This is a genomic window from Acinetobacter sp. PW68, assembly GCF_020982655.1.
Classification (GTDB): Bacteria; Pseudomonadota; Gammaproteobacteria; order Pseudomonadales; family Moraxellaceae; genus Acinetobacter; species Acinetobacter towneri_A.
Map to the genome: position 1 here is coordinate 229,774 of NZ_JAHZSX010000001.1, position 22,186 is coordinate 251,959.

The window sequence follows — 22,186 nt, forward strand, 5'->3', positions numbered from 1 at the left end:
AAATTTTTAAAATTAAAGCTTAAACGTCTGTGGTTCTATGCCCAAACGTCGATATTGTTTGAATTTTTCACGTCCAAGCACTTTTGCTTCTTCATGATTTTCAATAATCTCAATAATGTGACTAAATTTTGCATAGGCTTCAAGTGCCTGACTGTTAAAATTAAATACAATCCAGTCCGATTGCTGTGGTAAATCGGCAGAAATACATACGCTAGCCTGTTTTTGGTTAATACCATGTGGAATAAAACTACTGGCATCAAAACTCCACAGATGTTCATCCAATATTTGCTGTAACTCTGGGTCAGGGCAATGCAGCCAAATGCGGGCGGTCTGTTGCCGCAAAATTTTGCGGCATAAGCGGCAAGTGCTTTCCACCTGCCGCTCTGGACTTTTTTCAAACAAATAAAAGCTTACTTTAGCCATTATTGCCTGCACGTTGTGCGAGGAACTGCATCAATAATGGTACAGGACGACCTGTTGCACCTTTATTGGTACCTGAATTCCATGCAGTGCCTGCAATATCTAAGTGTGCCCAGCGATAGTCACGGGTAAAGCGTTGCAAGAAGCATGCTGCAGTCACTGAGCCTGCTTTAGGCCCACCAATATTGCCAATATCGGCAAATGGTGAATCCAGTTGTTCTTGATAATCGTCAATCACGGGCATACGCCATACACGGTCAAATGCGGTGTGTCCCGCAGTCTCCAATTCCGCAGCAAGTTGGTCATCTGGGGTAAACATGCCTGTGAGTACCGAACCGAGTGCAACTACGCAAGCGCCTGTTAACGTCGCAATATCAATTACCAAAGCAGGGTTGAAGCGTTTCACATAGGTAAGGGTGTCGCACAGTACCAAACGACCTTCGGCATCGGTATTTAAAATTTCGATGGTTTGACCGCTCATACTGGTCACAATATCGCCCGGACGTGTTGCTTTGCCAGAAGGCATATTTTCAGCCGCAGCAATGGTGCCGACCACATGAATTGGCAAACGTGCTTCGCACAGTGCGCGCATGGTGCCTAAGACTGAGGCAGAACCACACATATCAAATTTCATTTCATCCATGCCTAAGCCAGGTTTGAGTGAAATACCGCCTGTATCAAAAGTAATCCCTTTACCGACTAAGACCACAGGGGCTTCATCACGCTGCGCTTGGTATTCAAGGCTAATGATGCGCCCAGGACGGTCTGAACCCTGACTGACTGCAAGGAATGCACCCATGCCCAATTCGGCCATTTCTGCTTCATCTAAAATGGTGACTTTGAGCAGATCTGGGTATTCTGCCGCAAGTGCTTGAGCTTGTTCTGCCAAATATTCAGGGAAACAAATATTGCCCGGACGGTTGCCCAAGTCGCGTGCCATGTTTTGACCCGATTGCATGGCTTCAATTAACTGCAACTGATCGGCAGTCAGTGAGCTTTCCTTGGCAATTAAGTGGATCTGTTCAAGCTGAAATTCATTCTTTTTGCTTTTATATTCATCAAAAGCATAGGCTGCTTGGGTCAAGCTGAGTGCAAATACATAATGTAACTCGCTAGGCAGAGCAGACAAGTCAATGCTGATCTGTTTAAATTTTTTTTGTGAAGATTTGATAATGCTTTGTGCAATTTTTGCCAGCTTTGCGGCTGGTAATTCTTCAGTTTTGCCCAAACCGATCAAGTTGCTATTGGCACATTCGGCAACGCTAGCCAGCAAACTTAAACTTTCATTGAAGCCTGCTTTAAATTGTGTTGCGTGAATAATGCTGTCTAAATCTTTGATTTGATAAGCGGCAGTTGCTTGTAGCACATGTTCTGCAGCCACTAAAATTGACAAAGATTCACTCGCGTTGTGTTCTTGGAATGATGGACTTAAGCTAAATTTAATCACTGGATTTTATGCCTATCTAGATGTGCAAACTATACAACCATTGAAACATTTTTATGCGTCGAGTTTCAATGTATAACAAGGCGATAGGTTTTATATTTTCAACATTCAGGTAAACTAACGCGAATTGGATTCCCTCACATTTTGGAAGAAATAATTTGATTATTCGGCGTTATTTGGTCAAGCAAGTTGTGTCGACATCCTTGGTTGTGATTGCCTTACTGACTTTGATCATGATGGGTGGTCGCTTGATCAAGTATTTTGGCGTAGCGGCACAAGGGCGTTTGGATGCGAGTATTTTATTCAGCATCATTGGCTATCGCTTGCCTGAATTTTTAACGCTGATCTTACCTTTGGGTTTCTTTATTGGTTTGATGCTGGTATTTGGTCGTTTATATGTCGATCATGAAATGGCAGTGCTCAACAGCAGTGGCGTGAGTCGGCATCAACTGGCACGTTTATTGGTGCCAATGACGCTAGGATTTTTGATCGTCCAAGGTTTTTTAATGCTGTGGGCATCACCGTGGGGACTGCGTCAGTTTGAAGCACTGACCACCAGTCAAGCGGTACGCACAGGTTTTGACTTGGTGCGACCCAAAGAATTTATTTCTTCAGGGCCATATACCATTTACGCAGGTGATCTATCCGAAGACCGTAAAAACCTGAAAGATATTTTCTTTTATCAACGTGCAGAAAAAGCAGGTCGTCCCGATGTGATGATTTTGGCAAAAGAAGCGACACGGGTAGAATTGGAAAATGATCCTGCCAATGTGGTGGATTTGGTTGGAGGGCGTCGTTATGAAATCTTTCCAGGCACAGCCAAGTATTCACAGGCAGAATTCCAAAGTTATCGTTTACGTTTAGAAAATGACAAAGAAGCCAAATTTGAAAGTGCTGAAGTAGAAGCCTTAACCACCTCGCAACTGTGGAAAAACCGTGCAGACCCTGTGGTTGCAAGTGAACTGGGATGGCGTATTTTTGTGCCTTTTGCGATTGTGGTGGCGTTATTTTTAGCCGTGGCATTGTCAGAAGTTAGCCCGCGTCAGGGACGTTATTTAAAACTGTTTCCTGCGTTGTTAATTTTTGCCAGTTTGATTGTGGCGCTCATGGCGGTTAAAACTCGTGTTAGCAAACAAGAAATGGGTATGCTTGCTTATCCGTTGGTGTTGTTGGCTTATACCATTGCCGCAGCCTTGTTCTCACGTAAACAAAAATTGGCACCTAAAATTAAGCAGCAAATTCAGCGAGTGAGGTCTTAAGATGTTGGCACGTCGTATAGTTGCAAAACACGTTACCAAGACCACTGCACTGGCGATGTTTGGTGCTACCGCAATTTTATCGGGTTTGCAGGTGTTATTTAGCTATTTGGGCGAACTGGGCTCGCTCAATGAAAACTATAGTGCATGGCAGGCATTGCTGTATGTATTGTGGGGTGCGCCTAATTATCTCTATGAAATTTTGCCTATTTCAGCCCTGATTGGTGCCGTATTGGGTTTGGGTACGTTAGCCTCTAACAGTGAATTGATCGTGATGCGTTCTGCAGGAATCAGTCTGTGGCGTATTGTGGGATGGGTCATTCGTTCCGCTTTGGTGCTGGTCGTTCTGTCGTTTGTACTCAGTGAGTGGGTGATACCGTATACCAACGAACAGGCCAAGAGTGTTAAAAGTCACCGCAGCGTAGCGGAATTGGGCGAAGTCCGTGGCTATTGGTCACGTGAAGGTAATCGTTTTATTTATATTGACTATGCCAATGCCCAAGGTCAGCTTAAAAACGTGCAAGTGGTCGATTTTGATGATCATTATCGCTTGCGTGGCACATTGTCTGCAGATCAGGGACAGTTTGTTAAAGATGGCAGTTGGTTGCTCAATCAAACTGAACAAATGGATATTTTGCAGGCGGGTAACGCTACTTTAGCCAAAAATAGCCAGCAAGCACTAGCTTTAGCATTGCAACCTAAGTATGTGCACATGGTCACTATTGATCCTGAAGATTTATCCCCAAGTCAATTGGTGAGTTTCATGAGTTATATGCATGAATACAGTCAAGTGCCAAAAACCTACCAACTCGCGTTCTGGCAAAAACTTGGTGCGCCCTTTGCTCTCATTGCTTTGGTGGTGATTGCTTGCTCCTTTATTTTTGGGCCGTTGCGCCAGCAATCCATGGGTTTTCGGCTGGTAATTGCCTTATTTGTGGGCTTAACCTTCTTTTATTTGCAAGATTTCTTGGGCTATGCGAGCTTGGTCTATGCACCATCACCTGCGTGGTTCGTGTTTATCCCTATTATTCTAATGTTTGTCATCGGCGGTTATTTACTGCATCGTGCGCGTTAAGTGCGCACCGATGCTGCTGCTTTTCTGTTAGATTGGGTAAACCTATCTGAATCAGTGACGGAAACCATCTTCTGAACATAGAGTCTTGACGCAAAATTCGTTAAGATAGCATGATTAATTTGTAGACGAAAAAGAGTATTGATTATGGCGGATGCAACTGCTGGCAAAATCCCTCACGTATTGGTGATTATGGATGGTGTGGGTCATCGCGAAGCGGTCGAAGACAACGCGTTTTTAGCAGCGAAACGACCAAATTTGACTGCTATGCAGGAAAAGCATCCGCATGGTTTGATCTCTGGTTCAGGTGAAGATGTGGGCTTGCCAGATGGTCAAATGGGTAACTCTGAAGTCGGTCACATGAACTTGGGTGCAGGACGTGTTCTGTACCAAGACTTTACCCGTATTACCAAAGACATTCGTACTGGCGCTTTCTTTGAACATGAAGTGTTGATCGATGCGGTAGAAAAAGCCAAAGCAGCTAACGGTGCAGTGCATCTGCTAGGTTTATTGTCTGAAGGCGGTGTGCATTCGCATGAAGATCATATCGTGGCGATGGCAGAATTGGCATTAAAACGAGGTGCAAAAGTTTATCTACATGCCTTTTTAGATGGCCGTGATACGCCACCCAAAAGCGCGCAGCCTTCTTTGGAAAAACTGGACGCATTATTTGCACAATATCCAAATCAGGGACGCATTGCCAGTCTGATTGGTCGTTACTATGCGATGGATCGTGACAACCGTTGGGATCGTGTAGAACAAGCGTATCGTTTACTTACCGAAGGTGAGGCCGTACGTACTGCGGCAACTGCAGTTGAAGGTTTGGCAGCGGCTTATGCAGCAGATGAAAGCGATGAGTTCGTTAAAGCCACTCGTATTGGTGAAATTGCCAAAATACAAGATGGCGACAGCGTGGTGTTTATGAACTTCCGTGCTGACCGTGCGCGTGAACTGACCAAAGCTTTTGTGGAACAAGACTTTGCTGGTTTTGAACGTAAAGTTGTGCCGCAATTGTCTAAATTTGTGATGCTGACCCGTTATCAAGCCAGCATTGCTGCGCCAGTGGCATATATGCCAGAAGACTTGAAAAACTCGATTGGTGAATATTTATCAGACTTGGGCAAAACGCAATTGCGTATTGCCGAAACTGAAAAATATGCACACGTGACATTCTTCTTTAGTGGCGGCCGTGAAGATGAATTTCCAGGTGAAAAACGTATCCTGATCCCATCGCCAAACGTGGCAACCTATGACTTAAAACCTGAAATGAGCGCTTATGAAGTAACCGATGAACTGGTTGCAGCCATTAACTCAGGTGAATATGACTTGTTGGTGGTGAACTATGCCAATGGCGATATGGTGGGTCATACTGGTGTCTTTGATGCAGCCGTCAAAGCGGTTGAAGCAGTAGATACTTGCTTGGGTCGTGTCTATGAAGCGGTGATGGCAAAACAAGGTCACATGATTATTACCGCGGACCATGGTAACGTCGAGCAAATGCAAGACTATGACAGTGGTCAGGTACATACTCAGCACACTACTGAATTGGTACCATTCATTTATGTCGGCCCAACACAGGCGAGTATTGCAGAAGGTGGTGTGTTGGCAGATGTTGCACCAACTTTATTAAATTTGATGCAATTGCCAGTGCCTGCAGATATGCAAGGTCGTAACTTAATTTGCCTACAGGCATAACCCTCGATACAGGTAGGTGATGGAATGACGGCTCACAAAATTTATGCGGTTGTGTTGGCAAGCGTGTTGTGTGCCAGTCATTTGAGTGTTTGGGCTGCGCCAGATTTGGAGTTGGATGGCCCTACACTACAACAGGACTATGTCGATGTGCCTGTAGAGTCAATACAGGAATTTGTGCAAATCTATGGCATTGTCAAAGACAACTATGTGACTGAAAAAAGTGATGATGCCTTGTTTCAGCAAGCCATTCGTGGCTTGGTGAGCGGTTTAGATCGTTATTCACGCTATTTAACTGCCGAAGAATATAAACAGCTTTTACAATATACCGAAGGCGATTTGGCCTCGGTTGATTTTAGTTTGCGCTATGATGTTGCCCAGCAACACTGGGTGATTCAAAATTTAAGTACCAATGCCGACTCGGCTAAACAAGGGCTGAAAAATGGCGACAGCCTCTTTAAAATTGATAACCAAGAACTGAAAAAGCTGAGTCCAGATCAGGTCAATAACCTACTCACAGGTTCGGTGGGATCGACTGTAAGTGTACAACGTGCGGTTAATCAGCCTGAAATTATGCTGGTTCGCAACAAAAAAGTAGAAACTGATCTTCAGGCACAGATGCTTTCTAATCAGGTCTTGCTGTTAAAAGTACGTGTGTTTCAGCAAGATACCGCCAATGAAATCAAACGCTTAATTGAAGAACATAGCACGCCACGCTTAAAAGCTGTCTTGATTGACCTGCGCAATAACCCAGGCGGCTTACTGTCTGCTGCGGTGGAATCTGCCGATTTATTTTTAAATCAGGGTGTGATTGTATCGACCAAAAGTCGTTCTGAAGGCGATCAACAATTTCAGGCATTACCAAGTTTTGAATTTCAAAATTTAAAAGTCGGTGTGTTGATTAATCATCGCTCTGCATCTGCTGCTGAAGTCTTTACGGCTGCTTTAAAAGACCATTCACGAGCGTGGGTAATGGGCGAAAAAAGTTATGGCAAAGGGGTGGTGCAAAAGCTGTTTCCACTCAGCGATGGTGCTGCCTTACAAATGACAGTTTCGCATTATTACACACCACGTGAACAGATGATTGAAGGGGTCGGGATTCATCCGAATCAGCAATATATTCAAAGTCCTGAAATGAAAGAAGAGGCTTATCTTGAGCATGTGGCAGATTTACTGTTGAGCCGTCGTTAAGCCCAGTCGGAGTAAAAACGCATTTTTAGACAGTCTTCATTGTTTAGCGTTTACTCATCTTCAGTATCTAATCCAAATTTTTTCAGACGATAACGCAAAGAACGGAAAGACATGCCCAATTTTTTTGCCGCCAAGGTACGATTCCAGTGGGTCAGGTGCAGTGCGTTCAGTAAAATGTCTTTTTCCACTTTTTCCAAATAGGCCTCTAAGCCTTCTTCAGGCAGTTTACGCCCTGTCAACAAAACATCTGTCACGATCTGCTGCGAGATTTCTGCTACAGGCTGTGGTTCAGTTGTTGCTGTATTGCTTATGCTGAATTGGCGTAAGGGTGCAGTTTGTAAGTGTTTGAGATCAATAACATCCTCATCACTCAGGGTAATGGCACGTTCAATTATATTGCGTAATTCACGCACATTGCCCGGATAGTATTGCTCTAATAAAAATTGCTGGGCGCGTGGCGTCAGTTGTTTGGCAGGAATACCCCATTCTTGCGCAACTTTTTGAATGAAGTGGTCTGCCAATAATAGAATATCTTGTCCACGTTCACGCAGGGCAGGCAAGACCAAATCCATCACGTGAATTCGGAAGAATAAATCCTGACGGAAACGTCCTTGCTGAACTAAACTTTCTAAGTCCTGATGACTGGCACTGATCACCCGAAAATCAACATCAATTTCGCTGTCTGAACCCACAGGACGGATGCGCTTTTCCTGAACGGCACGCAGCAGTTTGACTTGCATGCTCAGTGGCAGTTCGGCAATTTCGTCTAAAAATAAGCTGCCGCCATGTGCAGATTGAATCAGACCTTGTTTGTCTTGAGTCGCGCCTGTAAAGCTGCCTTTTTTGTGTCCAAATAACTCGCTTTCCATGAGTTCGGTGGGAATCGCGCCGCAGTTAATTGCAATAAATGGTCCTTCGTTGCGGTTGCTTAAGCGGTGAACCAAATTGGCTACAACTTCCTTTCCCGTACCCGATTCGCCTGTAATAAACACAGGCGCTTGCGAGCGCGCAATTTTTTTGATGGTACTGCGTAATTGCTGGATAGGCAAAGACTGCCCAATCAACATTTTATATTCGAGCTGATCTTGGCTGTGATGATCGGTGGTGTCGAACGGTTTGTTCAGTGCTTTTTCAAGGAGTTGCTGTAAATGTATTTGATTGACAGGCTTACTGACAAAGTCAAATGCACCCGCTTTTAACGCAGCAATCGCAATATCCATATTGCCGTAAGCGGTCAATACAGCAACAGGCACATTTGGATATTGTTCGGTAATCCATTCAACCAGTTGTAAGCCATTGCCATCGGGCAGGTTTAAGTCGGTTAAGCAAGCATCGTACTGATGTTCTGCCAATAACTGCTTGGCTTTTGCTAAACGATACGCGACATGGGTTTGAATACCCATACGTGCCAAAGTCATTTGCATGAGGGTACAAAGGTCTTCTTCGTCATCTACCAATAAAACCAAAGGTTGAACAGCGTGCATATTTTCCCCAAAACCACACAAAATTAAATCAAATCCATAGCAACATGATTGACCCAATATCAATCGTGTTTATTCAATGGCCAATGGCGCGTAGACATTTCATCCTGAAACATGCGCCTTGTTCTTGTTCTACATAGCTCAGCTTGGCTTGATTGGCCTCGCAAAAACTATGCGATAGATACAATCCTAAACCAGTTCCATTGATTTCGGTACTGAAAAATGGCTGGAATAGATAGAGGAGATCTTGACTGGCGACACCTGCACCAAAATCCCGCACATCTATATAAATATAAGTTGCTTCCGGATAGACCGTAATCTCAATGGGCTGCTGTGCAGCATTGTGTCGAATAGCATTACGAATCAGGTTAATCAGCACTTGGCGTAATTGTGATTCATCAAACAGAATGCTCAGTTGTTCGGTCAGTGTAAGTTGAATTTGACTCGCTGCATCAGGTAAATCTTCCTGAATGAATTGCGGCAAAAACTGATTGAGCTGAATCGCGACAGGCGTAGTTTGTTTGTTTTTAACCATGCTCAGCGTGTCATGAATAATTTTATCAATTCGTGTCGCTTGTTTGCTGATCATGTCGGACAGCAATTGTTGCTGTGCAGCATCACTGCCTGTAAATAAATTGTTGGCTTGTACAATGGCTGCCAAAGGATTGCGAATTTCATGCGCAATACTGGCAGAGAGTTGCCCTAAGGCGGCTAGTTTGAGTTGCTGTACTTGTTGATTAATTTTACGTCCATCCTGCAGCACCAATAAAGTCAGCGTTTGATGTGGCACTTTGAGTTTTTGGACCTGAATGTGCACATGAAAATGACTCAGTTGCGATTCGAATTGAAACTTTTCTCCATCTTGCAACTGATCAAATTTGAACAGATCAAATAAATCGGGCTGAATTTTATACAATGGATAAGTCGCGTGTGCATATTTGTGATGAATTCCGAGCAGATGACAGGCGGCAGGGTTGCTAAGGACGACATGGCAATTTTCGTCTAAAACCAAATAGCCCATTTCGGTTTGTTCTAAAATATAACGGTTGATATTTTGTAGGCGGTTTAATTCCAAAGACTGTGAAAAGTTTAGATTCTCCAAAAGTTGGAAACGTCGTACAGCAATACGTCCACTGCCATAAACCACCCCAAATAAAAATGCCAAAAGCGCACTTTGACTAATATTATTGAGTGATGAAAAGTCCAGCAAACTCCCAACAAAGTGTTGATAAATCACCATAATCATCGCGATTAGAGTGATTGCTAAGGCTTTACGCTTTTGCAGCAAGAGTGAAGCCGCAAAAATCGTGATCACAAACAGTAGGCTTAAATATAAATTGGGTCCATCACTGGCAAAAGTCAGGCTACTCAGCGCGATAATATCAACAGCAAAAAATAGGGTCAGTTGTTGCGTGATTTTAAAGGGGATGGATTTATAGCTGATCAGTTGCAAGCAGTTAAAAATAAAATAACAAACCAAGGTGTACAGATATAAACCTGGGTACTGATATTGTGTGCCAAGCTGCTGAAAGGTGAGTAGGGTAATCAGCAGCAAACAAAAGGCAATCAGCATTCGGTAAGTACCATACCACATGCCAAGATGATACTGATTTAACTCAGAATATTGTTTTAATTCTGGCATATTATAAAGGTCTTATTTTTGCATCAACAGCGTTGAAAACTCTTGAACATTTAGGGTTTAATCAGTCCATAACGAATGGCAAGGTGGGTCAGTTTGACATCACTATCAATATTTAATTTTTCGAAAATACGGTAACGATAGGTATTTACGGTTTTTACACTGACAAACAACTTATCGGCAATTTCTTGTGCGCTAATACAGTTCACCACCATCATTGCCACTTGCATTTCACGTTCTGAAAGACTATCAAAAGGCGATTGTTGTGTGTCAGATAAGTATGAACTTGCCAGTTGTTCGGCAATATCGGCACTAAAGTATTTACCGCCCTGCATGACTTTTTTAATGGCACGTACCATTTCACTGACAGGTGCGCCTTTGGTGATATAGCCTTTTGCACCTGCTTTCAGCAATAAAGAAGGGTAAGGTTCTTCTGCCAAACCGCTCACCGCCAAAACTTTGGTGTCTGGAGCAGTTTGTAGCAGACGACGTGTGGTTTCCACACCCCCAATTCCTGGCATGTTCACATCCAACAACACTACATTGGGGTGATGCTGACGCACTAAGGTAATCGCTTCTTCTCCGGATTCAGCTTGTCCAATCACTTGCACATCGGCATGGTCTTCGAGCATACGGCAAATCCCAGTACGTACCAATTCATGATCGTCGACTACTAAAACTGTGATCACCTACACTCTCCCTTTGAAAAAATCATCTTTTTTGTTACATAAAGCAAAATTAGCTTGCAATGAAACGACAAAATTAGCAATGCTATTCTTAATCTAGAATGAAAAGTTCTGCACACTATGGTGTTAAAAACGATTCATTATTGTATTTTTAAATGTAAGGCATATTTGAGGTAATACGCAAATGTATCTTACCTCCCTGAGTTGAGTAAGCAGTCGTGAAAAATTCTAAGAAGTCGTTAATGCATGTGCTGGTCGCATCTATGATGTTCAGCCTAAGTTCTGTCAGTTTTGCTGAACTTGTCATCAATCCTTCCTCTGGGAGCGACGGTCAGGCGACCTTAAGTTGGTCTTCAGAGCAAGCCGATCAACTCTTAAATGGAGATCTAGAAAGTACAAGTGCAAGCACCCAGACGAGCCTAGAGAGCTTTGTTGAACCTACACCGCCAGGTTCAACGAAAATTACCACGACAGTACGTAGTAGCAATGGTGTTGCACCTACTTCGGCTGCACCTAAAACAGTCCGTATTTTAGATACGTCTGCTTATAGTAGCCAACCGTCAGTCAATGCACGTGCAGCTTTGGTGATGGATGCACAAACAGGTGAAGTGCTGTATAGCAAAAATACCAATGTGGCATTACCGATTGCTTCTGTGACGAAGGTAATGACTGCAGTGGTGACCTCTGATGCGCGTTTGAATATGTCTGAACAAATCACTTTGCAATCGATCGATTTTGCAGGTGCGGCAGGTAAAAACTCAAGTTCAACCTTGCGTGTGGGCGACAAGTTAAATCGTGCTGAAGCGTTACTGTTTGCATTGATGAAATCTGAAAACCCTGCTGCTGCCGCGTTGGCACGTACTTATCCAGGTGGGAAAAATGCCTTTGTAGCGGCAATGAATGCTAAAGCGCGTGAATTGGGTATGCATTCTACTCGCTTTACCGAAGCAACAGGCTTAGACCCGCGTAATGTATCTTCTGCGCGTGATTTGGGTATTTTGGTCAGCACCGCTTCGCAATATGGTTTGATCCGCCAATTCTCAACCACGCCAACCTATGACTTTAACTTGGGTTATCGTGTTTTAAAATCTAACAATACCAATGCACTGGTACGTAATGGTGGTTGGAATATTAATCTGTCTAAAACAGGCTATATCAATGAAGCAGGGCGTTGTGTGGTGATGCATACCACTCTAAATAACCGTCCTGCAGTGGTGGTGCTTTTGGGTGCAGCTACTTCACAAGCACGTACCAATGACGCCACCCGCTTAATGAGTTGGGCAAGCCAGTTACCTAAACGTATTTAAGAGCACATTCAGCTTGGAGCGTTGAGTTATCAATCGTATGACTCAACTTCCGTTAAAGTTGCATGATTCCAAATACAAAAAAACCTGCTAATGCAGGTTTTTTTGATCACGATTCAAAACTTACATATTTGAAAGAATCGAGTCTTTTACTTGTTGCATCGTAGCATCAATAGAGAGCATCACCGCATCTGCACATTGTTTCATGGCAGTGTCAGGATCTTTCAGACCGTTACCTGTTACGGTACATACAATCACAGAACCTTCTTTAATTTTACCTGCTTTGATGTCACGCATTGCACCACCAATTGATGCAGCAGATGCAGGCTCAACAAATACACCTTCATACATTGAAAGCATGCGTTGAGCTTCTAAGATTTCAGCATCAGTGAGCTCATCAAACCAACCTTCTGAATCGCGTACAACGGCTTTAGCATGGTTCCAGCTTTGTGGATTACCAATACGAATTGCAGTTGCAACAGTTTCAGGGTGTTCTACAGGCGCACCTCGTAAGAATGGCGCAGCACCAGAAGCTTGATAACCCACCATGACTGGGCGACCTTCAGGGTTTGGACCTGTGAATTTATCCGTTGCTGCGTCATAGATCACTTGCTCGAATTGATCGGCAGGTTGGTTGGCAACTGCTTCGGTATAACCCATCCAGTGTGCAGTAATGTTTCCTGCGTTACCTACAGGCAAGCAGTGGTAATCTGGTGCACGACCTAACTCATCTACAATTTCATACGCAATGGTCTTTTGACCTTGTAAGCGGTAAGGGTTGATTGAGTTCACAATGGTAACAGGTGCATGGTCAGCAATTTCTTTGACTAGACGCATACCATCGTCAAAGTTACCGCGGATTTGCATGGTGATAGCACCGTACATCATCGCTTGTGCCATTTTACCCATGGCAATTTTGCCTTCAGGAATTAAAACGAATGCTTTGATACCTGCACGGGCAGCATAGGCAGCAGCTGCAGCAGAAGTGTTACCTGTTGATGCACAGATAATGGCTTTTGAACCTTCTTCAACTGCTTTAGTGACTGCCATGGTCATACCACGGTCTTTAAATGAACCTGTCGGGTTTAAGCCTTCATACTTCACATAAATTTCAACATCTTTACCAATAATGCGTGGAATATTCTCAAGCTTAATCAGCGGTGTGTTTCCTTCGCCTAGAGAGATTGCACGTGTGGTTGTAGACACTGGTAAACGGTCACGATAACGGTCAACTAAACCAGTATAACGATTGGCATTCGACATGATGATGTTCCAATTGTGTGTAGAGCTTGGCAAGGGGAAATACTCCCCTTCACCCGATTAATTATCAAGCGATTCTAAACGAATTCGTACAATTTCGCCATGAATGGTTGGCAATGCTTGAATTTGTTGTAACGCTTCATCCATTTTCGATTCTAGGACTGGGTCAGTCAGAATTACGATAGGAATAAGGTCTTTTAAGCGTGATTGCTGCATGATGGCATCAATACTGATTCCCGCACGGCTTAAAATCGTGGTCACATCGGCTAGTACGCCAGTTTGGTCTTCGGCATTAATGCGAATGTAGTAACCCGTAGTCATTTCTTCACGGCTTAAAATTGGCAAGTCGGTTAAGGCTTCAAATGCCAATTGTGGAATTGTACCAGCGCCATCTTCGGTATAAGAAATGTCACGGACAATATCAATGACATCGGCAACCACCGCAGAGGCTGTTGGGCCTGCACCTGCACCTGCGCCATAATAGAGCGTTGGACCCACTGCATTGGCTTGTACCAAGACCGCATTTTTTACGCCGTTAACATTGGCAATTAATTCTTCTTCAGGAATTAAGGTTGGGTGAACACGCAGTTCAATGCCTTTTTCGGTACGACGGGCAATCCCTAAGTGTTTGATGCGGAAACCGAGTTCTTCGGCATATTTCACATCTTGTGCGGTCACTTTGCCAATACCTTCGGTAAAGACCTTGTCAAACTGTAGCGGAATACCAAATGCGCATGAAGCCAAAATGGTCAGTTTGTGTGCAGCATCAATACCTTCGACGTCAAAAGTCGGATCGGCTTCGGCATAGCCTAATTCTTGTGCTTCTTTCAGTACATCTTCAAAGGCACGACCTTTTTCGCGCATTTCGCTTAAAATGAAGTTACCTGTACCGTTGATGATGCCTGCCAACCATTCAATTTTGTTGGCAGCCAAACCTTCACGGATGACTTTAATGATTGGAATGCCACCCGCAACCGCAGCTTCATAGGCAATTTGTACGGCATTATCTTCAGCCGCTTTAAACAGCTCATTACCATGTTCTGCAAGTAGGGCTTTGTTGGCTGTCACGACCTGTTTGCCGTGTTTCATGGCTTCCATGATCACGTCATAAGCAGGGTGAATACCGCCCATCACTTCAACAACTACGTCTACATCGGGTTGACGGACAATGTCCATCAGGTCTGAGCTTTGCTTGACCGATTCAGGCAAGTTTAGGTCAGGACGCGGACGGCGTGTTCCTACATAAGTGATTTCAATTTCACGACCGGTGCGACGTCTAATCTCAGCAGCATTTTCTTTTAATAGTTTAAGGGCACCACCACCCACAGTACCAAGACCGAGGATTGCCAGACGAACTGGTTTCACGTCACACTCCATATTTTAATAACTTTAAGCAAGTCTAGATCATAGCTAAAAAAACGCGCTGACTCTAGGGCAGATCGCACTTATCTTTACCGTATAAAAAAAAGTAAAATAACGCATAAGAAATCGTTATTTATAATGGCTCTATAGATGCTGCATCTTGGTGTATTGCAATGATGCAGCATCCACAGAAACTCTATTTTTAGTTGTCTAAACGCTTGATCAATTCAGCGGTAGACATATAGCCGCCTAAATATATGCCTTCGGCATTATAAATTGCAGGTGTGCCATTTACGCCCATATTTAAGCCCAATTGATATTGAGCACGAACAGGGTTTTTACAGTTGGCAGGCGCAATTGATGCACCATTCATAACCGCATTAAAGGCTGCATGACGGTCTTCGCTACACCAGATCGCTTCCATGTTCGGCATGTGCTGTTCGCCACGTGGCCAAGCAATATAACGGACTTCAATGCCTTTGCCGTTCATTTCATCCATTTGTTCATGCAGACGATGGCAATATGGGCAGCTGACATCTGTAAATACATAAATGACGTGTTTGGTTTTGCCTTTGGCAGGAAAGACCAGTAAATCTTCTTGCTTTAATTCAGCAAAGATTTTTTTGTTCACACCTGCTTGTAGGTTTTCACTGACGTTATGCAGTTCTTTGTCACCTAAACGGATCACATCACCCTGAATAATGTATTTGCCGTCACTGGTGGCATAGACCGATGACATGCCTTCAAGACTCACCCAAAATAAATTTGGAACTTCCGTGGCTTTAATGTCGGTAATTTTGGCGTTGATGCCTGCGGTTTTAAAATGTTGTTGCAAGGTCGTGCTTAATCGCTGTTGTGCATTGCGTTCAATTAGGGTTGATGCTTCACCCGTAGCAGGGGCACTAGCGGTGAGCGTGGTTTGTTTTTTATCGTCGTTGTTTGCATTTGAACATGCGGTGATTGCAAAAGCACTTGCCAGTGAGCAGGCAATCAAAAGTGTCGAGCGGGTAAATGTCATAAACAACCCTTTCTTGTTGGCAAAAAATAGAGCGCTAGCATAACAAAAAATATTCATGATCGTTAGACTCTGTTGCTATTTATAAAATGGCAACAGAGTCTATGCTTCTACGTGGTTTTTATTTTAAGCCCGTGGATGATGTTGGGCATGCAATTGCTGCATACGGATTTGTGCGACGTGGGTATAAATTTGTGTGGTGGATAAATCGCTGTGTCCAAGTAGCATTTGTACCACGCGTAAATCTGCCCCATGATTGAGTAAATGTGTGGCAAAGGCATGTCTTAATGTGTGTGGCGATAACTCGGCCTGAATCCCTGCTTGCAGGGCATAGCGTTTAATGGCATACCAGAAATTTTGACGGCTCATGATGCCGCCATGCACCGTTAAAAATAGATAATCGGTGGCACTTTTATACAGTTGTGGACGTGACTCGGTTAAATATTTTTCTATCCACTCACAAGCAACTTGTCCCATAGGCACCAAACGCTCTTTATTACCTTTACCTACAATTCGTAAATAGCCTTGTTTTAGGTTGATCAATTCTAAACGTAAATTCAGTAACTCCGTCACCCGTAAACCGCAAGCATATAAGACTTCTAGCATGGCACGATCTCGTAATCCTAGTGCAGTGTTGATATCTGGGGCGTGAATTAAAGCTTCCACATCGGCTTCAGATAAATCTTTGGGTAAGGCACGACCTAATTTTGGAGTTTTATGCGCAGCAACAGGGTTGTCAGAACGTAGTTTGTGTTCTCTTAAAAATTTATAAAAAGAACGTAGCGCAGATAGGCAGCGCGCAATAGAGCGGGGGCTTTTTTGTTGTTTGGTGAGTTCGATGAGTACATCCGAAATATCGTCATGATCCCATTCAGGCATAGCTTTGCTGACATAATTGCTGCACTGAATTAAATCGGACAAATAGGCATTGCGAGTATGCGGGCTAACACTTTGTGCAATTAAATCGTTGCGATAGCCTTCCAAAAAACTCAAAGTTTCAGGAATTAATATTGCAGCAGGAATACGAGGTTTTTTGTTCAGCATAGGCATCACAGAGAAAATCACAAAATTAATTGAGAAATTTGATAATAAGCAGCGTTATTTTCTACTCTAATCCAATTCAGCAGGGCTGTCGATGTGATATAAAACATTCAAATGTAAGTTGACCTTATTTGTTAATTGTTCTCATTTGCGTATATAATGGGCAAAATAGTATAGGAATTTCACGGTGCGTTTGTCAGAACTCAAAGCAAAACAAACAGCCATCATCCGTCAGGTACTTCGGACTGCCGATGGTGCAACATCCCTAAATGATTTGGTTGCGAATCGCTTAGAAACGTTAGGCTTTGTGCCTGGGACGCCTGTGCAGGTGATCACTAAAGGTATTTTTGGTGGAGATCCGATCTTAATTCAAGTGGGATTTACCCGTTTTGCCTTGCGCAAAGTAGAAGCTCAACGCATAGAAATTGAGCAAGGAGCATCTGCATGAGCGATGCCTTACGTATCGCACTTGTAGGGAATCCAAACTGCGGTAAAACTTCTTTATTTAACCATTTGACAGGGAAGCGTCAGAAAGTTGCAAACTATGCGGGTGTTACCGTAGAGCGCAAGCTTGGGCAGTTCAGCTTGCCTTCAGGGCAGGCGGTGCGGGTTTTAGATTTACCTGGCACTTACAGCTTAGAAGCCACCAGTCCCGACGAAGCCATTACCCGAGATGTGGTTCAGGGCAAAATTGCTGAAGAAGGTCAGCAAGATGCATTTTTGTGTGTGGTCGATGCGACCAACCTAAAACTGCATTTGGGTTTAGTGCTTGAAATGATTGAGTTGGGACGTCCAATTTTATTGGTGCTCAACATGATGGATGAAGCACGCCGCCGCGGGATGCAAATTAATACGCAAAAATTGTCTGAGCGTTTGGGTGTGACTGTGGTGGAAACTGTTGCGGTGCGTGATTCAGGTATTCAAAATTTAATGCACGCCTTAGATCAGGGCAAATTTGCTGTTCCGCAGACAGAATTGACAGGCCTAACAGGCAGCCAGCATCAGCGTATTCAAACCATTTTGCATGATGTGGTGCAGTTTGTAGATGAAGAAGACAAACGCTCTGATTTCCTCGATAAAATCTTTTTACATCCTGTATTTGGTTTAGTCAGCCTTGCGGTGATGATGTTTATTGTCTTCCAGGCCGTATTTGCTTGGGCTGCACCGTTTATGGATGGCATCGAAAGTTTATTTGGCTGGCTAGGTGAAGTGATTGGCGAAAACATTAGCCATCCCTTACTGAACAGCTTGATTGTGGATGGCATTATTGCAGGTGCAGGCGGTGTAGTGGTGTTCTTGCCGCAAATTTTAATTCTGTTCCTGTTTATTTTAATTCTGGAGGAATCAGGCTATTTGCCACGTGCCGCATTCTTGCTCGATAAACTGATGTTTAGCGCAGGTTTGAGTGGTCGTGCCTTTATTCCATTGCTGTCTAGTTTTGCCTGTGCAGTGCCGGGTATTATGGCAACACGTAGTATTGCTGACCCACGTGATCGTCTAACTACGATTATGGTCGCGCCGTTAATGACTTGTTCTGCTCGCTTACCTGTATATGCCTTGCTCATCGCTGCATTCATTCCCAATCAAACCGTCTGGGGTATGTTTAATTTACAAGGCCTAGTGCTATTCAGTCTTTATATGGCGGGCATTTTGAGTGCCTTAGGCGTATCTTTTGTGCTTAAATTTTTGCAAAAAGATAAATCTGAGCATGTCTTGTTGATGGAACTACCAAGCTACCGTTTTCCAGACCTAAAAAGTGTGTGGATTGGTTTGCTGGATCGCGCCAAAATTTTCTTGAAGCGTGTCGGTGGCATTATTTTTGCGCTGTCGATTTTATTGTGGTTCTTGTGTACCTTCCCGCAACCGCCTGAAGGTGCGACCCTGCCTGCAATTGACTACAGTTTTGCAGGGATGCTGGGGCATGTGTTACAGCCAATTTTTGCTCCAGTTGGGTTTAACTGGCAAATTGTGATTGCCTTGATTCCTGCGATGGCAGCGCGTGAAGTGGTCGTGGCTGCCTTAGGCACAGTCTATGCCTTATCTGCAGTGAATGAAGATGCTATGTCTCAAGGCTTGGCTGCATTAATCAGTGGCGGTGGCGAACTGGGTTGGTCATTGGCAACGGGTTTGTCGTTATTGGTGTGGTTTATTTATGCACCGCATTGTTTGGCGACTTTGGCCACCGTAAAGCGTGAAACAGGTTCATGGCGTACAGTAAGTTTTATGACGGTGTATTTATTTGGTTTGGCTTATTTCATGTCATTTTTGACTTATCAAACAGCATCTTATTTTTTGGGCTAAGGCTATTTTAGGCTTCACAGGAGAATACAAACATGATTGAAATTCTGATTGTTGCTGCATTGGTGCTGTGGAGTGCTGTGGTCGTCTTTAAAAAAGTCTTTCCTCAAACCTCTAGCGCAGTTTTTCTAAAACTGTCCAATTTCTGTGCTGAAAAAGGCTGGCATGGCTTGGCCAAGTGGCTAAAACCTGCAGCAGCGACAGGCTGTGGTGGTAGTTGTGGTTGTGATCATTCAGATCAACCCGCAGAAAAGAAAGTTGAAGTTCAAGCGGTGAAGTGGAAATAGAGTTGATTCACTGTAGGGATATTCTTTTTTAAAAAACCGTCAGCATTATGACGGTTTTTTTACGCACTGACACAAAAAATTTGCAGAAACTGCAAACAGAAAAAGCATTCAAAACAGCAAAGTGCTACCATTTTGTCAGTTTCAAAATTACCGCACAAAATGGGGCAAAAATGTTAATACAACGTGGTGGATTAAAAGTCGTTGCAGGGCTTGGTATTTCGGGTGTTGCAGCCGTTAATTTCTTACATCATCAGGGTTACCGCGTTGCTGTGACAGACTCTCGCCCCACACCTCCAGGACATGATCAAATTCCAGCCGAGGTTGAAACTCGTTTTGGGGAGTTTGATCAGGATTTATTGCTGTCTGCAGAAGAAATTGTGATTAGCCCTGGGCTAGACCCAAAATTACCTGAAATTCAGGCTGCCATGGCGCAGGGTATTCCTGTGGTGAGTGAAATTCAAATATTACGTCGTGCAACCGACAAACCTATTGTGGCTATTACTGGTTCAAATGCGAAAAGTACCGTGACCACGTTAATTGGTTTAATGGCAGAGCAGGCGGGTAAAAAGGTAGCTGTGGGTGGTAATTTAGGCCGTCCTGCGTTGGATTTGATTAAAGATGATCCTGAGCTGTATATTTTAGAACTTTCCAGTTTTCAGCTAGAAACCACCTCGAATTTAAATGCAGAAGTGGCGGTGGTGCTGAACATGAGTGAAGACCATTTAGACCGTCATGGCGATATGCTGGGTTATCACACCGCCAAACATCGTATTTTTCAGGGTGTGAAAAAAGTGGTGTTTAACCGTGATGATGCTTTAAGTCGTCCGTTAGTGCCAGATCAAACTCCTATGCAAAGTTTTGGCTTAAATGCGCCTGACTTAAATCAATATGGTTTGTTAAAAGATGATGATGGCAGCATGTGGTTGGCACGTGGGCGTGAGCGTTTATTAAAAAGTACCGAGATGTATATTCAAGGTACACACAATATTGCGAATGCATTAGCATGCTTGGCATTGGGTGAAGCCATTGGTTTAGCTATGCACAGTATGCTGGAAACGCTGAAAACCTTTAAAGGTTTGGAGCATCGTTGTGAATTCGTCAAAGAATTACATGGGGTGCGTTATTATAATGACTCCAAAGGAACCAATATTGGTGCAACTTTGGCGGCCTTAGATGGCTTGGGCGCAGCAATTCAGGCACAAGGTGGCAAGGTTGCGATTATTTTAGGTGGGCAAGGCAAAGGGCAGGACTTTACTGCGCTACGTCAATCATTGCAACAATATGCCAAATTGGCGGTGTTGATTGGTGAGGATGCCACGAAAATTGAAACAGCAGTTGCAGGAACAACCCAACTCTTAACTGCAGATACCTTGCAACAAGCCGTTGAAATCTGCCAACAACATACACAGGCGCATGATGTGGTGCTATTGTCACCTGCATGTGCAAGTTTTGATATGTTCTCGGGCTATCCAGAACGTGGTCACAAGTTCGTTGCTTATGTCAACGCACTGGTATAACAACAATAAGGTGTGAGATATGGCTGGCTTTGCTCAGACAACAATCAATAAACTCAATCAGGTCTATGATCGCTGGTTACCCAAACTGCCAGCGGAAGTGAATGTACGCAATGTACTGATTTTTAGCGTACTAGCGTTGTTGTGTATTGGCTCAATCATGGTGGCGTCGGCTTCGATGCCTTATGCCGAGCGTATGCATGAAAATGCCTTTCACTATGTATTGCGTCACGGCATTTCAATTGTGGTGGCATTGGGAGCTGCCGTGGTTGCCTATCGAGTGCCGCTGAATACCTGGTTTAACAACACCTTTTTTCTGTGGATTGTGACCATTGCTTTGTTAGCTGCAGTCTTGTTGGTGGGTACTGAGGTCAATGGTTCTAAACGCTGGATTCGGGTCGCAGGCTTTACCTTGCAAGCGTCCGAAGTCGCTAAAGTGATGATGGCTATTTTTACCGCTGACTATGTGGTACGCCGTGCCGAAGAAGTGCGTAATAACATTAAAGGGTTGATTCGTCTTGCTGTGATTATGGCAGTCACGGTAGGTTTGGTGATTGCAGAGCCTGACTTGGGGGCGACAGTGGTGATTGCCTTGACCATGTTGGGGGTGTTCTTTTTAGCGGGTGCACCATTAATTCAGTTTGGTATTGCTTTTGGGGCGATTATTGCCGCCTTTGTGTTTTTAGTGGTATTCGAACCTTATCGTTTTGAGCGTTTAATGTCGTTCTCAAACCCATGGAATGATCCTTTGGGTGTCGGCTATCAGTTGTCTAATGCTTTAATGGCATTTGGACGCGGTGAATGGGTAGGGGTAGGTTTGGGGCATAGTATCCAGAAAATGTCCTATTTGCCTGAAGCACATACAGACTTTATGTTGGCTGTCTTGGGTGAAGAATTTGGTTTCTTAGGCATTTTGGTGGTGCTGTGCTTCTCTTTTGCGATGCTGATTGCCTGCATTAAAATTGGTCATCGTGCCCTAAAAAACCAGTACTTACGTGCAGGGTATTTGGCTTATGGCATCAGCATTATTTTCTTATTGCAGATTATGGTGAACGCAGGCATGAACATGGGCATGTTGCCGACCAAAGGTTTGACCCTGCCTTTTATTAGTTATGGTGGTTCATCGTTAATTATGTGTGCAGTGATGGTGAGTTTGATTCTGAAAATTGAAGCCAGCACGCACGAGATTAACCCAAGCCGTGAGGAATCGAATTTCTAGAATTT

General features: G+C 43.9%; 19 protein-coding genes. 10 read left to right on the forward strand and 9 right to left on the reverse strand.

Annotated elements, in window-relative coordinates; all coding sequences use genetic code 11:
- Window positions 1–12 precede the first annotated feature (12 nt).
- A complete protein-coding gene (locus K1T76_RS00995; RefSeq protein ID WP_230243863.1) occupies window positions 13–423 on the reverse strand; it encodes a DNA polymerase III subunit chi in 411 nt (136 codons plus the stop codon).
- Window positions 416–1,864: a leucyl aminopeptidase gene (locus tag K1T76_RS01000; RefSeq protein ID WP_230245601.1), complete on the reverse strand. Its 1,449-nt coding sequence runs from the start codon at window positions 1,862–1,864 to the stop codon at window positions 416–418. Before K1T76_RS01000 ends, K1T76_RS00995 begins: the two co-directional genes overlap by 8 nt.
- Before the next feature lie 158 nt (window positions 1,865–2,022).
- On the opposite strand from K1T76_RS01000, the gene lptF reads away from it, so the two are divergent.
- The 4 genes from lptF (at window position 2,023) to K1T76_RS01020 (ending at window position 7,075) form a co-directional block, all read left to right on the forward strand.
- Window positions 2,023–3,123 carry an LPS export ABC transporter permease LptF gene (lptF, locus tag K1T76_RS01005; RefSeq protein WP_230243864.1) on the forward strand — a complete coding sequence of 367 codons (1,101 nt, stop codon included), beginning with the start codon at window positions 2,023–2,025 and terminating at the stop codon, window positions 3,121–3,123.
- Between the two features lies 1 nt (window position 3,124).
- Complete coding sequence (gene lptG / locus K1T76_RS01010) at window positions 3,125–4,195, forward strand: LPS export ABC transporter permease LptG (RefSeq protein WP_019838144.1); 1,071 nt, start codon at window positions 3,125–3,127, stop codon at window positions 4,193–4,195.
- A gap of 144 nt (window positions 4,196–4,339) precedes the next feature.
- A complete protein-coding gene (gene gpmI / locus K1T76_RS01015; RefSeq protein ID WP_230243866.1) occupies window positions 4,340–5,887 on the forward strand; it encodes a 2,3-bisphosphoglycerate-independent phosphoglycerate mutase in 1,548 nt (515 codons plus the stop codon).
- Window positions 5,888–5,911: 24 nt separating this feature from the next.
- Entirely contained in the window at window positions 5,912–7,075 is a 1,164-nt protein-coding gene (locus K1T76_RS01020; RefSeq protein ID WP_070154733.1) for a S41 family peptidase, read from the forward strand.
- Window positions 7,076–7,125: 50 nt separating this feature from the next.
- Here the strand turns inward: K1T76_RS01020 and K1T76_RS01025 are convergent, their stop codons facing one another.
- From K1T76_RS01025 to gacA, 3 genes are all read right to left on the reverse strand, one after another.
- A complete protein-coding gene (locus K1T76_RS01025) occupies window positions 7,126–8,559 on the reverse strand; it encodes a sigma-54-dependent transcriptional regulator (RefSeq protein WP_230243868.1) in 1,434 nt (477 codons plus the stop codon).
- Window positions 8,560–8,632: 73 nt separating this feature from the next.
- Window positions 8,633–10,198 (reverse strand): sensor histidine kinase, encoded by a 1,566-nt coding sequence (locus tag K1T76_RS01030; protein ID WP_230243870.1) that lies wholly within the window; start codon window positions 10,196–10,198, stop codon window positions 8,633–8,635.
- A 50-nt stretch (window positions 10,199–10,248) separates the two neighbouring features.
- Window positions 10,249–10,884 (reverse strand): response regulator transcription factor GacA, encoded by a 636-nt coding sequence (gene gacA / locus K1T76_RS01035; RefSeq protein WP_004975702.1) that lies wholly within the window; start codon window positions 10,882–10,884, stop codon window positions 10,249–10,251.
- A gap of 215 nt (window positions 10,885–11,099) precedes the next feature.
- Between gacA and K1T76_RS01040 the strand changes: the two genes are divergently transcribed.
- Complete coding sequence (locus K1T76_RS01040) at window positions 11,100–12,188, forward strand: serine hydrolase (RefSeq protein WP_230243872.1); 1,089 nt, start codon at window positions 11,100–11,102, stop codon at window positions 12,186–12,188.
- A 120-nt stretch (window positions 12,189–12,308) separates the two neighbouring features.
- Here K1T76_RS01040 and thrC read toward each other — a convergent pair whose 3' ends face one another.
- The 4 genes from thrC to xerD form a co-directional block, all read right to left on the reverse strand.
- Window positions 12,309–13,448: a threonine synthase gene (thrC, locus tag K1T76_RS01045; RefSeq protein WP_230243873.1), complete on the reverse strand. Its 1,140-nt coding sequence runs from the start codon at window positions 13,446–13,448 to the stop codon at window positions 12,309–12,311.
- A 57-nt stretch (window positions 13,449–13,505) separates the two neighbouring features.
- Window positions 13,506–14,810 carry a homoserine dehydrogenase gene (locus tag K1T76_RS01050; protein ID WP_070154724.1) on the reverse strand — a complete coding sequence of 435 codons (1,305 nt, stop codon included), beginning with the start codon at window positions 14,808–14,810 and terminating at the stop codon, window positions 13,506–13,508.
- 199 nt (window positions 14,811–15,009) lie between these two features.
- Window positions 15,010–15,825, reverse strand: a complete 816-nt coding sequence (locus K1T76_RS01055) for a DsbC family protein (RefSeq protein WP_070154722.1) — start codon at window positions 15,823–15,825, stop codon at window positions 15,010–15,012.
- 123 nt (window positions 15,826–15,948) lie between these two features.
- Window positions 15,949–16,866 (reverse strand): site-specific tyrosine recombinase XerD, encoded by a 918-nt coding sequence (gene xerD, locus K1T76_RS01060; RefSeq protein WP_230245602.1) that lies wholly within the window; start codon window positions 16,864–16,866, stop codon window positions 15,949–15,951.
- A gap of 184 nt (window positions 16,867–17,050) precedes the next feature.
- Here xerD and K1T76_RS01065 point away from each other — a divergent pair, with 184 nt between their 5' ends.
- The 5 genes from K1T76_RS01065 (at window position 17,051) to ftsW (ending at window position 22,181) form a co-directional block, all read left to right on the forward strand.
- Complete coding sequence (locus tag K1T76_RS01065; RefSeq protein ID WP_019838134.1) at window positions 17,051–17,311, forward strand: FeoA family protein; 261 nt, start codon at window positions 17,051–17,053, stop codon at window positions 17,309–17,311.
- A complete protein-coding gene (feoB, locus tag K1T76_RS01070) occupies window positions 17,308–19,164 on the forward strand; it encodes a ferrous iron transporter B (protein ID WP_230243875.1) in 1,857 nt (618 codons plus the stop codon). The genes K1T76_RS01065 and feoB overlap by 4 nt, the downstream gene beginning before the upstream one ends.
- A 32-nt stretch (window positions 19,165–19,196) precedes the next feature.
- Entirely contained in the window at window positions 19,197–19,448 is a 252-nt protein-coding gene (locus K1T76_RS01075; RefSeq protein WP_230243877.1) for a DUF6587 family protein, read from the forward strand.
- A gap of 170 nt (window positions 19,449–19,618) precedes the next feature.
- A complete protein-coding gene (gene murD / locus K1T76_RS01080) occupies window positions 19,619–20,965 on the forward strand; it encodes a UDP-N-acetylmuramoyl-L-alanine--D-glutamate ligase (RefSeq protein ID WP_230243879.1) in 1,347 nt (448 codons plus the stop codon).
- Between the two features lie 19 nt (window positions 20,966–20,984).
- Window positions 20,985–22,181 (forward strand): putative lipid II flippase FtsW, encoded by a 1,197-nt coding sequence (ftsW, locus tag K1T76_RS01085; protein ID WP_230243881.1) that lies wholly within the window; start codon window positions 20,985–20,987, stop codon window positions 22,179–22,181.
- Window positions 22,182–22,186 lie beyond the last annotated feature (5 nt).

Bases quoted from the DNA above. Each gene is read 5' to 3' on its own strand.
- K1T76_RS00995 (WP_230243863.1), bottom strand. From the start codon at position 423: ATGGCTAAAGTAAGCTTTTATTTGTTTGAAAAAAGTCCAGAGCGGCAG.
- K1T76_RS01025 (WP_230243868.1), bottom strand. From the start codon at position 8,559: ATGCACGCTGTTCAACCTTTGGTTTTATTGGTAGATGACGAAGAAGAC.
- K1T76_RS01075 (WP_230243877.1), top strand. From the start codon at position 19,197: ATGATTGAAATTCTGATTGTTGCTGCATTGGTGCTGTGGAGTGCTGTG.
- K1T76_RS01030 (WP_230243870.1), bottom strand. From the start codon at position 10,198: ATGCCAGAATTAAAACAATATTCTGAGTTAAATCAGTATCATCTTGGC.
- K1T76_RS01020 (WP_070154733.1), top strand. From the start codon at position 5,912: ATGACGGCTCACAAAATTTATGCGGTTGTGTTGGCAAGCGTGTTGTGT.
- murD (WP_230243879.1), top strand. From the start codon at position 19,619: ATGTTAATACAACGTGGTGGATTAAAAGTCGTTGCAGGGCTTGGTATT.
- ftsW (WP_230243881.1), top strand. From the start codon at position 20,985: ATGGCTGGCTTTGCTCAGACAACAATCAATAAACTCAATCAGGTCTAT.
- lptG (WP_019838144.1), top strand. From the start codon at position 3,125: ATGTTGGCACGTCGTATAGTTGCAAAACACGTTACCAAGACCACTGCA.
- feoB (WP_230243875.1), top strand. From the start codon at position 17,308: ATGAGCGATGCCTTACGTATCGCACTTGTAGGGAATCCAAACTGCGGT.
- gpmI (WP_230243866.1), top strand. From the start codon at position 4,340: ATGGCGGATGCAACTGCTGGCAAAATCCCTCACGTATTGGTGATTATG.
- thrC (WP_230243873.1), bottom strand. From the start codon at position 13,448: ATGTCGAATGCCAATCGTTATACTGGTTTAGTTGACCGTTATCGTGAC.
- K1T76_RS01055 (WP_070154722.1), bottom strand. From the start codon at position 15,825: ATGACATTTACCCGCTCGACACTTTTGATTGCCTGCTCACTGGCAAGT.
- xerD (WP_230245602.1), bottom strand. From the start codon at position 16,866: ATGCTGAACAAAAAACCTCGTATTCCTGCTGCAATATTAATTCCTGAA.